Here is a 13,462-nt window from a genome sequence, read left to right as displayed (position 1 = left end):
TTGCCTGTTCATATATAATTATGTTGTGGAACAGGCATCTTGCCTGTTCATATATAATTATGTTGTGGAACAGGCATCTTGCCTGTTCATATATTCGCCACGGGCAAGATGCCCGTGCCACAATTAATCACTTAATAAATTATATTATGTTGTGGAACAGGCATCTTGCCTGTTCATATATTCGCCACGGGCAAGATGCCCGTGCCACAATTAATTAATCAATAAATTATATTGTGTTGTGGAACAGGCATCTTGCCTGTTCATATATTCGCCACGGGCAAGATGCCCGTGCCACAATTAATCACTTAATAATCGCCTCCAGCGCCATATTGCCACGCTTCAACTAATCGGTGAAAATAGTATTGCTGCTCCGGCGCTAATTTTTTTACCTGCGGTTCTACGGCTTTTGCCAAAGGCTGCAATCCCGTATAAATTCCTAAATTCACATAATGAACCATCCAATCGAGCAAATTAGCTATTCCAACCTGCGGGATAATTTTCATAACTAATCCGGGATGGCTAATGGCTGTTTTAAACAGGGTTTGGGACAAAGCCGGAAACAGCACGATATCTTGAAGAAACGGTTTGAGTACCGGTTCTCCCAACTCTTCCATTACCTGAAATACAGCAGCCAAAAGTTGATTGATTTGATTGGGGTCTATTTTTTGATTCATCGCAGCACTCATCGAACGCTGAAACAACCAGGTAACTGATAGATTCGGCTGGTAGGGTTGCAAAAGTGCCAGGGAATTTTTGCTGAGACTATCGCTTGTCAAAGCTTCCTCAATTCCTAGAGTCAAGCGTTTGAGGTGGCGTACCATTGCGCCGAAACCGCCAAAGCTGAGGGGAGATTGGCTACCGCTGCTATCTCCGACTGGGAGTATGCGATTCCAAGGCGTTTTTAGAGGACTTTGGCGATAGCAGGGGAAGAATCCGTAGAGGGCTCTTTGGAATTTTAACTGTTCGAGTTCGACGTTTTGATATTGGGGAAGCAAGCGCAAATACTCTTCAAATAATGTTTCTAAACTGAATCTTTCTGTGTCGGCGTCTATGTAGGTAAATAAGTAGGTGGTGCGGCCATCTCTGGCTGGAAATGCTTCCCAAAAATATTGGCACTGATTTTGCATTGGGGTGAAGGATGCAAATATGTCGCCGGTGTCGTTTTTGGGAAATCCTTGAGCGCAACTGCCGACTACTAAACATACGGCGTCGGGTTTTTTGCCTTGTCTTGCTTGGCGGACAATGGGCGAAAAATGTCCCATAGCGTCTAAAAATAATCGGCTTTTAAATAAATTTTTAGCAAGTTGTAAATCGGTATTTTCTGATTCTACAAGAATTCCATCTGGGTGAATGGTGGCTAGTTTAAAGGGGGTGTTTTCAAATAGTTTACCTCCAGCTTCGAGGAATCGCTGCTTGAGTATTTCGAGGAGGTAAACTGGATCTATTCCGATGTTTAGTACGCCCGAAATCCAAATATCGGGGGTGTTGGCAAAGCTGATGCGGGCTGGGTTGTATTCGGTGGCTATGGCCTTTTCTATCTCTTCAACAGATAGCAGATTTAGTTCTAAGAATGCGTCTAATTCTTTGCGAGAAATGTTCCATTCTTGCTCGCGTCCGCGCAGGGTGCCACGTTCGAGCAAGGCTACTCGCCAACCCCGCACGGCTAAGGCTGTACCGATTAATATTCCTAGGGTTCCGCCGCCGATAACTATGTCGAAGTCGAGGGTTTCCAGGGGTTGTTGGCTGTGTTTGACTGCTTGGGGTGCTGGTGCGGTGTTTTGTTTGAGGTTTTCCCAGAGTCGATCGACTTTTCTCAGGCCTCCGAGGGCGTCTGCTGGCAGTTGGGAGAGGATTTTTTCGGTGAGGGACATCGGGTTTTAGTATTAAACAGTGGTTGATTTTTTATAATTTAGCTTAGATCAACATTTCCGACAGTTTCAGGGCTTATACCAATTTTTCATGAGGCTGCATAGAATCCGATCCCCCCTAGCCCCCCTTAATAAGGGGGGGACAAGATCCCGATCAAAGTCCCCCTTCTTAAGGGGGATTTAGCAGGGTGGATTAATTGTCAAGAGAACAAACTAAGATCAGAGGCTATTTGCTGACGCTCGCGTGAAGGATTTAAGTGGTTCGTCTCGGCTAGAGAAACCGAAAAGCAACTGACTAAGATTGTCAATTTGATTAGCCATCAATCTTAAAGCTTGTGGAAGAGTATTCGTACCACTCATCCTCGCCAAAGATACTAAAAATTGTCTAACCATTGCCCAATTAGCTGCTGCGTTGCCGCCACGATGAATACAGTTATCCTCATTTAACGTCACATCTTTAACCCAATGCAGTCGATTCTCAATTAACCAGTGTCCTCGAATTGCCTCGGCAAATTGACTAGCTGACCAGTCTAGACTACTTAAATAATAGTGTGATTCATGGAAATAAACTAATCGACGCCGACTTTTTTTACCTTTCCATCTGCTGCCACTTCTGATGATTGCAATTATGTGCTTAGCCCCCGCCCACAAAGGTAATAATTGAGGCTCAATGGCAGAAATTGTGGTTCTTCGAGCTGTACTGCGTCCATGTAGGCGTTCATCAGCTTGATGTGAGTCGAGCGCACCTGCAAAATTTACTACTTTCTGAGCTGTTTTAAATAGACTTGATTGATTTTTTTTAATGGTAACTATATAGTCATTACCACCATCAATAATTAACCGCAGCGTTTTTTTTTGACAATGCAGCGCGTCCGCTGTAATTACCACCTGAGAACCCGATAGTTCTCCGATCAGTTCCTCAACAACGGAGATTTCGCTTTGATGATGATTTTCCAGGACTTTATGTCGTACTACCCATCCATGATGATGACTGTAGACAGAAACCATGCTGACAAAATTTTGGTAAGAACTCTGACCACCGACTGAGGTACTTTTGATACTTTTTCCATCGATTGCCATCAATTCGACCGGGGTTAGCGGTAAATTTTGTTGTGACCATACATTAAAAAGGACGGCGATAATCTCAAAATCTAATGATTGAATTATGTTTCTAAAAGTCGAGTCTGACGGAAATCGAACATCGGGTGACAGCTTAAATAATTTGATGAGGGTTGCTCGATGATTTGTGGTAAAATCAACCAAGGGCTTATAGCCCCAATATCCCGTACAACTGCCTAATAAAATTATTGTTAGTATCAGCCATAAAGGATGTCTGATTCCTCTCGGTTGTCGATGGTCGGGAACAGATTTAATTGCTTCAATTAAATTCATTGTTGATGCACTCCATGACTGATAGTCTTCCAAGTTCCGAATACCCGATCTCCTATTCTATGATACCTTTATCCTGTGACAATAAATCCACCCTGCTTCTTAAGGGGGATTTAGGGGGATCGAGATATGTGCAACTTCACATTAAATTGGTATTACGCATGGGGTGGCGAGAAACCCGGTTTCTACGAATTTGGGGCTTATAGCAATTCACTAGGAAGGTACACTAAATACAGGCTAAAAGTAGAGGAGGGCAAATATCGCCAACAAACTTAAGGTAGAAAGCCCGGAAACAGTTGAGCAACTAGAGCATCGACTCGATCGGGCTAGCACAGCAGCTAGTAAAGAAAAAATGCTGTTACTATACTGGATGGCTATTCAAAAAATATCGAAAGAAGTAATTCTTGGCTCCAAAGGTGTAAAAGTCTCGTTAAAATTTTTGAAAGAACTTTAGCTCATGCTACAATAAAAATTAACCTTTGTTTTGTGAGGCTCATGCAGAAAAGATTAGGGGCGATCGCCTAAGCTCACTCTAGATCCCAAATGAGTCCTATAAGTCCTTACAACAATCCCAATATTTTCTATTCAATCTCAGGAATTGTAAGATCGGCAGTCTTAGCAATCTCTTGATATCGCTCCATCGCTGCACTTAATACTGAGCTGCTATAAAAGGAGGGTTTTGCGAGAATTCCTTCTAGCAGTTTACGCCACATAGGATATTTCTCCTCTGGCATCAAAATTTCTTGTAATAATTTATTCCAAGCCGCCTCTTCTTCATCTGTTTTGGGTTGCTTTAAGTTATCCCAGATTAGATTTCGGTAATTGACATCCTCAACCGGATAGTTTGAGGACAAAGTAAGAAGAGTAATACCTATCAGACGACGTTTGCTGTCGTCGTCATTAATAAAACTCATTCCTAAACTTGAATCTACCCGAATAGATTTTAACGCTTTAAATGCGGTTTTTCTATAGCCCGGATAGCGATCTATTGAGTCTATAACAGCTTTAAAAAGAAGTGCGCTTCCTACACGCACAGCTTCTTCCTCGTGCTGCGTTAACGATTGCAGTACGGATAGATATTCGGGGGCAATTTCACCGGAAATAGCACAAATAAGCCAACGTCTTCTAATTTTCCAAAGTTTAGTAACTGGCAGAATTGTAAACAAACGAGGTGCTATTTCTTGTATATGAGTGTCATAAACCAACAACTTGAGGAAGAGAGTAGCACTTAGCTCGGTAATGGGAAATTCTGAAGATTCCGAGTAATTGTCAAGAATTGCTTCTAAGAGTTGTCGTGCTTGTCCTATTACAGCTAAATCAGACGGCCACGGGAATTCAAAGATAAACCACAACGGTCTCTTTGGTTTATCACCCTGTTTTATGGCATCTGTGGCAGTAGTCAGTAACTTTTTAATTTGGTCAATGGTATATTCATTTTGCTGAGAACCTGGATACTCATAGCCAGAGTAAAACTTAATGTATGCTCCTACCAACTCGTCAACAGTTAGATCCATCTGTTCGGCAAACTGCTTTAATCCAGGTAAGATTTCATCTAATCCAATTTGCTCTCGTAGTGCCATGAAAAATCGTTGTTTTTGCGTCTCATCTGATTGTTTAAAATACTCTTGAATTGTCTCTACTACTTGGTCAGCAATAGATATCTGAGTCTCACCATCCAAGAAGGGTAGCAACCGATTCACAGCATCCTGCCCTTTAACTTTTTGTCGCTCGACAGCTAGAGCTAAAAGAGGCCAGGTTTCTCTTAAGCCAGAATTGAACAAAAATTTTCTTAAATGTCCTACGCTTTGTTCAATTGAACGGATACTCTCAATAAAGCTAGATACATTTGCTTGATTAGGCTGATTAATTAGCCATAAAATTGTTTCCAAACTTACTCGAAGTTCTGATATTAACTCCGAATGCTGCAACAGACGCTCCACAGTTTCAGCAGTATCATCAGGAACAAAGAGAACAGATGATTGATAGTTCTCTCTTGTTTGCCTACGTATTGCGGATGAAAGGACAGAATCGCCCTCATCTATCCTCATATCTAAGCGGTTACTACGTAGTTGCATTCTAAGGAAGGCTATTATACGGAGACACCTCAACATTAGTATTAATTGCTCCGAAAGTGTCTTTGGTTCTGGCCAATCCCATACAAGTTCCTTAGTAGAATGAAAAGGCTCATATCTCCAAGGACTATCAAAAATTGTTTGAGCTAGTTCTGTAGCTTCAGGTTTAGAAATATCCCAAGCATTCAACAATTTTTCAGCATATGTGTGTGAACGGAAAAATACCGAAGGTATGTCTTTTTTCCAGTATGACCAGTGACTTTGCAGTCGCTCCACCATCCATGAAGGCTCAGATTCATAGCGCAGCGCAAGGTTCAATGCAGAAAGCACAAAATTTTTCTGTTGAAGTTCAAGCAAATCATCAATTTTATTCTGAAAGAATGGTGTTGACCCAAAATGCTGACCATAGAGATTCAAAGAAACTTCCCAACAGGTTTCTGGTAAATCCTTCGAGCTAAGTTTACCTTCTAGAGCGGGGCGGAGAAGGTCGCGCTTGTCTCTTTCAGACAGTTGCGCTGTCAAGGAACTTAGTTTATGCTGCTGTCCCTCTGTTAGCCCTGTTTCCAACATCTCTAGACCATAGTCGATAGCTTCTCGCTGAAGATTGCGGTATTGCTTACTGAGATACCCATCTGCTGCAACTTCCAGAGCAAACCACGCTCCAGGCCGTAAGTAATCATTTGCCACTTCTTCATCTCTAGGTTTATCTACTTGACGACAGCCCAATCTAACAATAGAATCTGCCTCCTCACCCAACACACGGATAATGCGACCTGCTAGGAATAAAGCCACATAGTGCCAGTGTTCTGAACCCACAATAGAAGTCAAAAGTTCAAAACGTTCTCGTTTCTTGAATAGGTAAACTGAAGCAAAGAATTCTTGAAAAGAGCGCAATTCAAAGCCAAAAAAACCTGGTCTTGGTGAAACAATTAATACCAGTCTGTCTTTGGCATCACTGACAAACTGATCTACTCTTAAATTAATATCTTTTTGAGAAGACTGCTGGTCTTTTTTTTGTAAAAATTTAATTAGTGAGGTCTTAAATTCTTCTGCTAAAAAAGATTCAACGGTTTCATTAGAAGCTCGATAGTGTAGTAAATAGCCCACGTAAGCATTAAGGTCTAGCAAGGTAGTATCATCAACCTTAATAATATCTTTGTCTTTACTTTTTTCTCGCTTAAGGATTGTATTCCAATACTCATCAAATAAAGCTTCTCTTTCTCCAGGTGGTCGTCCTCCATTTTTGATAATTAGTAAAATTATAGTTACTTGTAAAGGGGTTTTTAATAAAGTGGATATCCTTCCATCTTGCTGACATTCTTCAAGTGTCCGAAGAATCCTGTCTTGTTCTTCTTTCCGCAAATCTCTTCTAGCTACCCACTTGTTAGCATATTTTTTGACTTGCTTCGAGGACAGAGGTAATAATTCCAAATGTAGAAAGCTTTTAGGGTCAAATTGGTCTTCGTATATATTGGGGCGAGAAGTAGCTAGAACTTTTAGATTAATATCTGAGTGTTCTGTCCAATCTAGAAAACTATAAATGCTTGAAAGCATTCGCTCTTGTAAATGAGGGTCTACAACTTCATCCAATCCATCTAAAATTAGGAGGCATTTTTTACACTCAAAAATCTCCTGGATATTTTTAGAATATATCTCTCCAGGTCGCAAAGCTACATCGCCTATATTCTTAGCGAGGTAAGCCTCGATGCTATCAGAATCAGGTTTGTTAGCAAGCCACTGGGCAAAATACTTGAGTACAACTCGAAAAGGAATGCGTTTAACATTAATCTGATCCGCAAAATCATAAGATTTACCGAGCCATTTGGCACGATACACTTGAGCAACTTGCTGTCCTAAAGTGGACTTGCCCTGACCAGGGCCACCAATAATTACAACTTTAAGCCATTTCTCCTTAAGGAGACATTTCATTGCAGAATAATTATCACTTCCCTCAACAAAGAAGTCCTCACTATCAAATAAAGAAACTCTACTCCCTGACTGTGCAAATTTTTCTAGACTCCAATCACGGGGGTTTATCCTCTCACAAAGTTTAACCTCAAGGTCAATAAAAACTTGTTTGAGTTCTGTGCGACGCTCTCCACCTGTTTCCGGTTCGCCAGCTTGATCTAATTCAGCAAATTTATCAGCACTAAAAGATTTAGAAAGATAAGTTTTTATCGTGGACTCAAGTTGTGGAGGTAGTTCTTTTTTAGCAACATCAGATTTCGGTGGAATGCTTACTGATGCGGTTTTGTCAGTTTTAGACTTTTCTGATTTGGGGCGGTTTCCCCAGGCTAACTCCAACTGTCTCAGATTATGCTCTACACGGCTTGCGTGCCAAAGGCTAAACGTGAATCTCCGTATCCCCTTGCTTTTTTCACCAGGCGAGCTGTTCTCCCGCACAATTTCTAATTCTTTGAGGCGGTCAATTGTACTCTGAATTTCAGATTTTTCTTCCTTTGCCTTGGGGTCACGATTTGAAGGGATGCGTTCAGGGTAAAGCAGCGATGCCAGATCCAACAGAGTTGTCCTTACCTCTAACTCAGGGCGATCACTGTTTTCATTTCGCCACTCTGCGGACAACTTGCTTCGACTGTGATTGTCATAATCCACTAGAAACTTTATTAGATGCTTCGCCCGCTTCAGCGGCGCGTCTCCCCAGTTATTCGTCCGCCCCATAGATTTAATTACTTACAGAAGTTTTCTGAACTGGTTTGGGTTAACCCAAGCCTACCCCAAACTGCATATACCCATTCTAAGGAATTTATACAAAAAACGTTTGGGGTAGACCCAAATGCTTCCCAAGCTACATAGCTAGAGTTAATAGGACTTTCAGGCTTTATTGAGCCCCTCTAGGCTTGGGGTACTAAGTGGAGATTACTCTGGGTTCAGTAAGTTAAAGAACCAAGAGGGTTTAAATATGACATCACTGATTGACTGCATACAGGTAGCTAAAGACTTTGCTGATTCTTACGGTGTCGATCGCCTGGATCATCTAATGACCTTAGCTCAGGCCGATCCGAATTCTGCCAAGACTCAACCAGTTCCCGCAAGCGATCGCCATAATACCATTTTGCAAGAAGTAGAAGCAGCCGGATTCAAATTGAATCCCTGGCTCAAAAACTTGCTTTTCACTACCAGCGTTGAGGTGGTACGGGATGCAATGGCGGTTGTTGCAGAAAATCAGCAGCGGGGAAAGGTGCGGAACTTAGAAGGACTTTTGGTTGAAGCTATCCGCAATCAATGGAAGCCTAATCTCTGGGCCTAAACCTTTCTCTTCGGGACTTATATCATGTCCGATCGATTAACCATAATATCCCGGTCGGGGCGGGTTTTTGAGATGGTCAATTATTGGCAGGTATTGTTGGTGAACCCGCCCCTACAAAAATCGCGGTCGCTCGACCGGACATGATATTACGCAGCATCTCCATAGCTAGTGTTTTGGTTTGCAAGTGCGATCGCGAACGGAGTTTTTATAATCACACAGAGAAACCCGGTTTCTGAAAAAAACCGGGTTTCTACCCCTCGTCGGTAAGTCTGGGGAATTATCTTCAATCAGCCGTGCTTAACTCTTCAACTCGCAGCCGATCGCACAACATTCGCTCACACACAATACCACCTGTCTCCGTACTCCTGCAAACTTCTAACTGAGCTTCCGGCAGCGCTTCAAACAAAAAACGTTCCCCAGGAAAAACCGTGCGCTCAAAATACCAATTAGGAATATTTGTAATCCGAGCGATTTGCACTTGGCTGGTAGTATTTAGATACCAACACAAAATGGGCGCATGACGTTCGGAAATAACTTCATTTAGTGTCAAATTCATCTTTTTAACTTGTTTGTGAAATTGTGCGAGCCATCGGCGACTGGCCTAAACTAAATATAGCATATATGGCATATCACCAGTTAAAACAAATTTTTTTCTAAATTGTTTGGGTTAATTAATTAAGACCCCAGGGGAAACATTGGCGCATTCCACGTATTCCCAAGAAGGTGCAAAAGGCGGCATTGCTAAAGCGCAAGATTTCCATCCTCCCCGAACAGGTGCGTTCAACAATTGACAGTGACCCACTGAACCTCTTTGCAGTTTGTAGTGACCGCAAAAATTACACTTTGAAGCCAGATTGCAGCCGCGCTCGCTAATTACCTGATTGGGATTGCTGTGGATGTTGTTGCGTTCTAAAGTTAGAGTTTCCATCAAGGTATTTTTTAAATTGTTACTCTTAAGTATGACAGCCGGAATTCAGTCCTTGCGTCTATCTCAAGGCTTAGTTCGCCTTTAAGTTTTGTTTAGGGATCGATAGAAAATAGGTCATTTTTGACAGCCAAAAGCTAGGGCTCAATTTCATTTGCTGACAGTCGTATTGGCGGCCCCGGCTTTAAGACCGATCGCACTTACCGGGGGGTGTACTTCCTCAGACAGAGCTAATTATCCTCGCCTAACTTGCTGAACAAATCGGCTAAAATTGTATTAGAAAATAAAAAACCTTCGGGATCGCTCAACCTCAAACTGCCCGAAAGCGGCAGTTTCGCGCCATCGCCTAAAGTTGCGTGAAGCGGACCTATCCCGTAGGGAATCGCCCTATCCTCGGTCATAATTTCCACCCATCCTTGCCGCCAGTAGGGCTGCAAACAACGCCAAATTTTCTCAACGGTTTGCTGAGTAAACTTTTGAGTCAGCGCCGACAGCGTCACTCCTTCTGCTAAACGCAAACCTAGCATCAGCGTTTCTAACAAAACGTCATTGTCTGAGACTTGAAAATTTTGCTCAATTTCTCGATCCCTATCTGGCTGGGTTTCCCCTCCAAGTTTTGAGGTAGCAGGGGAATTGAGGCGAGACATCGATCGCACCCACTGATAATATTCTTGAGTTTTGCGAGGCCTTGTGAACCTCCGGCCTTCCACGTAACTCGCCGCCCCCATGCCCAAGCCGTAATAAGGGCGATTTTCCCAATAAACGCGGTTGTGGCGGCACTGATAGCCATCGCGAGCGTAATTAGAAATTTCATAATGTTCGTAGCCAGCATCGGTCAGAATTTCCCGCGCCAAACGGTACATTTGAGCAGCCGTTTCATCTGCTGGTAGCGGCTGCGCCCCTGCTTGAAAGTAGCGCCCGAAAGCAGTTCCCTGCTCAACAATTAAGTCGTAACTCGACAGGTGAGTCGGGCTAATTTCCACCGCCGATTGCAAGGAAGCTTCCCACTGTTCTAAAGTTTGGTGCGGCAGTCCCGAAATCAGGTCTAAACTGAAATTGAGCATACCAGCCGATCGAATTATTTTTACCGCTTCAAAAATATCAGCGACAGAGTGCGATCGCCCGCAAGCTTGCAGCAACTCATCCTGAAAAGCTTGCACTCCCAAACTAACTCGATTTACTCCCGCCGCTGCATATCCCCGCAACTGTTCTAAAGTAAACGTACCCGGGTCTATTTCTATAGAAATTTCTGCCTCAGCAGCAATCCCAAATTTGCCGTCGAGAGTCTCTAAAATATTGCTCAACTGACTGACAGAAAGCAGCGAAGGCGTGCCGCCACCAAAAAAAACTGTTTTCAGAGATGCGCCTAAATTTTTAGTTTCTTGAATTTCTTGACACAGTACAGCAACGTATTGCACAATTGTGCCGGAATTCTCGCCATGTTTGTGATCGCCCACCACAAAAACCGGAAAATCGCAGTAGTAACAGCGGCGGCGACAAAAAGGTACGTGCAGGTAAGCCGAACTGGGAATGCCGGAATTTGCCACTTGCGCACTTTTTTTTAATTCAAATGTTAAATAATCTGTGGTATGGTTCATTACCTCTGGAGCCACAAGCTCAACTTCAAATCTAAAGTTTTAATTAAACTGTTATGAATAATTATGTATATTATGACATTTTGTTAGCAAAAAAGCGCTGCGAACGATCGGCTCTTGTAGTTTAACATCGTACCATTTTCGAGCTGCAACAATTCCCGGAAAGCCCGCAGGGCGGTATATTCGCACCTCGTGCTTGCTTTCGGCGGGGCGTGGTAAATGCCGATCGACTCCGTACCACATCCCCCAAAGGGTACAACAGCGAAATATAAGTTTATGAAAAGCCCTGAAGTAAAGATAGCGATATCCGACCAAAGCATGAAAACAAGTATCAGCACTGAAAAGATATAATGTGAATAAATTCATTAACAACTAGAACTAATGCTAGACGCAATCATAATTATCTCATTCATAATCGCAGGCGGAGGCATCGGCTATTACGGAGTCGAACTGCTGCCGAGCAATCTGCTGCAGCAAGTTACAAATATACAAGGTTTAAGTTCTGTACTAGGCTCCTTTGGAGCACTAATCGGCTTCGTGATGGGATTAGTGGCTCAAACAACCTATCGCCGTCTGGAAAAACAAGTCCGCGATCTGCCAGTGGAGATGCTGCTGACGCGGGCGATCGGCTTAATCATCGGACTGCTAGTAGCCAACTTAATGCTGGCTCCGCTGTTTCTACTGCCAATTCCCCGCGAGTTCGGCTTCATCAAACCTCTAGTAGCAGTCTTGGGTAGCGTCATGTTCGGCTTCACAGGCGTCAGCTTAACCGACACCCACGGCCGCGCTTTCTTGCGGCTGATCAACCCCAAAAGCTTTGACACAGTGTTGGTAGCCGAAGGTACCTTCAAACCAGCAAGTGCCAAAGTAGTCGATACTAGCTGCATTATTGACGGCCGAATTGAAAACCTGCTAGAAACAGGTTTCCTCGAAGGTCAAATTATCGTGCCGCAATTCGTGCTCCAAGAACTGCAACTAATAGCTGATTCCGCCAACGATCAAAAGCGAGTGCGCGGGCGGCGCGGCTTAGATATTCTCAACCGCATCAAAGAAACATATCCAGAACGGATTCAAATTCACTCGGCTGACTACGAAGATCTTGCCACAGTCGATGCCAAATTAGTCCGGTTCGCTTTGGATATCGACGGCATTTTGCTCACCAACGATTACAACTTATCGAAAGTAGCTACCGTCCAAAAACTGCCGGTTTTGAATATCAACGATTTGACTCATGCGGTGCGCCCCACTTATTTGCCGGGAGATACGATCGAACTAAAAATCCGCAAAGAAGGCAAAGAACCCTCTCAGGGAATCGGTTACTTAGATGACGGCACAATGGTTGTCGTAGAAGCAGGAAGCAGCTATGTCGGCGGCGAAGCCCGAGTCGTAGTCACCAGCGCCCTGCAAACCAGCGCCGGGCGCATGATATTCGCCCGCCCTCAAGAGTCCGTTATTGTTTAAAACTGAGTAACAATGGCCAGGGCAATCAGAATCAAATATTGCGATCGCTGTTCCCAATCTGCCCCGACTCTCTACCGTGCCCGGTATGACGAGTCGGGGCAGTGGTTTTTTTTGTGTCTTAAATGTTGGGAATCGGTAAGTAAAAACAATCCTTTCTACTTCTACGGAGGCACTTGGAAAGCCACCAAGAAAAAATAGCAATTACCAGCTTCTTCTTCTTTTCTCTTCCTTCGCGTCCTTCGCGTCTTCGCGGTTCAATCATATCAATATCAGTGATTCAGGAGTAATTAAAATCAACCAATCTCGATCGCATCTTCATACAATGTCTCGATCGCACAGCTAAAATCAACGCTAGCAAACTGAACTTCTTGTCCTTGACTGTAAGGATAAAGCACCCACAAACCCTCGGCATTCCGGCGAAAACACTCTACACTAACTCTTTCTTGATTGATTAACACATACTCTTGCAAACTTTCAGAAGTGCGGTAATCAGCAAATTTATCGCCTCTGTCAAAAGCCGCTGTACTCGGCGATAAAACTTCGACAATTAAGCGCGGGTAGATAATAAAATCTTCATCAGTATTACTGTCCCGTTCATCGCAAGTCACCGCTACATCGGGATAGTAATAACAATTTGCTGCCTCAATCCGAACTTTTACATCTGCCACGTAAGGTATACAGCCACTTCCCCGAAGATGATTTCTCAGCAAAATTGCTGCATTGAGACTAATGATGGCGTGAGCTTTGCTGGTCCCTGCCATTGCATAGATTTCACCTTGTCTGTACTCGTGTTTGATCGGGCTGACTTTCTCGCCTGCTAAATAGTCTTCGGGGGAGACGTAGGTGTCGCTTTTACTTGCAACCATATAAATTTGAGGTTGGTG

Annotated in this window: 9 protein-coding genes; 2 read left to right on the top strand and 7 right to left on the bottom strand. The window is 43.4% G+C overall.

The window, feature by feature from the left end:
- Positions 1-305 precede the first annotated feature (305 nt).
- The 3 genes from ACUVJL_RS34200 to ACUVJL_RS34190 form a co-directional block, all read right to left on the bottom strand.
- Positions 306-1,871: an FAD-binding oxidoreductase gene (locus tag ACUVJL_RS34200; RefSeq protein ID WP_445249898.1), complete on the bottom strand. Its 1,566-nt coding sequence runs from the start codon at positions 1,869-1,871 to the stop codon at positions 306-308.
- A gap of 216 nt (positions 1,872-2,087) precedes the next feature.
- Positions 2,088-3,260 (bottom strand): ISAs1 family transposase, encoded by a 1,173-nt coding sequence (locus tag ACUVJL_RS34195; RefSeq protein WP_445249897.1) that lies wholly within the window; start codon positions 3,258-3,260, stop codon positions 2,088-2,090.
- A 578-nt stretch (positions 3,261-3,838) separates the two neighbouring features.
- On the bottom strand, positions 3,839-8,008 hold the full coding sequence (locus ACUVJL_RS34190) for an NACHT domain-containing protein (RefSeq protein WP_445249896.1): 4,170 nt from the start codon (positions 8,006-8,008) through the stop codon (positions 3,839-3,841).
- A gap of 241 nt (positions 8,009-8,249) precedes the next feature.
- On the opposite strand from ACUVJL_RS34190, the gene ACUVJL_RS34185 reads away from it, so the two are divergent.
- A complete protein-coding gene (locus tag ACUVJL_RS34185; RefSeq protein WP_445249895.1) occupies positions 8,250-8,597 on the top strand; it encodes a hypothetical protein in 348 nt (115 codons plus the stop codon).
- Positions 8,598-8,880: 283 nt separating this feature from the next.
- On the opposite strand, the gene ACUVJL_RS34180 is transcribed toward ACUVJL_RS34185, so the two are convergent.
- The 3 genes from ACUVJL_RS34180 to hemW form a co-directional block, all read right to left on the bottom strand.
- Positions 8,881-9,153 (bottom strand): DUF1830 domain-containing protein, encoded by a 273-nt coding sequence (locus ACUVJL_RS34180; RefSeq protein ID WP_445249894.1) that lies wholly within the window; start codon positions 9,151-9,153, stop codon positions 8,881-8,883.
- A 111-nt stretch (positions 9,154-9,264) separates the two neighbouring features.
- A complete protein-coding gene (locus ACUVJL_RS34175; RefSeq protein ID WP_445249893.1) occupies positions 9,265-9,525 on the bottom strand; it encodes a hypothetical protein in 261 nt (86 codons plus the stop codon).
- Between the two features lie 227 nt (positions 9,526-9,752).
- Positions 9,753-11,120, bottom strand: a complete 1,368-nt coding sequence (hemW, locus tag ACUVJL_RS34170) for a radical SAM family heme chaperone HemW (protein ID WP_445249892.1) — start codon at positions 11,118-11,120, stop codon at positions 9,753-9,755.
- A 378-nt stretch (positions 11,121-11,498) separates the two neighbouring features.
- Here hemW and ACUVJL_RS34165 point away from each other — a divergent pair, with 378 nt between their 5' ends.
- The gene (locus tag ACUVJL_RS34165; RefSeq protein WP_333443116.1) at positions 11,499-12,578 is read left to right on the top strand and encodes a PIN/TRAM domain-containing protein; all 1,080 of its coding nucleotides are present in this window, start codon (positions 11,499-11,501) and stop codon (positions 12,576-12,578) included.
- A 293-nt stretch (positions 12,579-12,871) separates the two neighbouring features.
- On the opposite strand, the gene ACUVJL_RS34160 is transcribed toward ACUVJL_RS34165, so the two are convergent.
- Positions 12,872-13,444 (bottom strand): Uma2 family endonuclease, encoded by a 573-nt coding sequence (locus tag ACUVJL_RS34160; protein ID WP_445249891.1) that lies wholly within the window; start codon positions 13,442-13,444, stop codon positions 12,872-12,874.
- Positions 13,445-13,462: the final 18 nt, after the last annotated feature.

The organism is Microcoleus sp. OTE_8_concoct_300 (genome assembly GCF_031383065.1).
In the GTDB taxonomy this organism is placed as follows: domain Bacteria; phylum Cyanobacteriota; class Cyanobacteriia; order Cyanobacteriales; family Microcoleaceae; genus Microcoleus.
The sequence above is the reverse complement of the archived record's forward strand: the minus strand, read 5'-3'. Positions and strand labels throughout refer to the sequence as shown.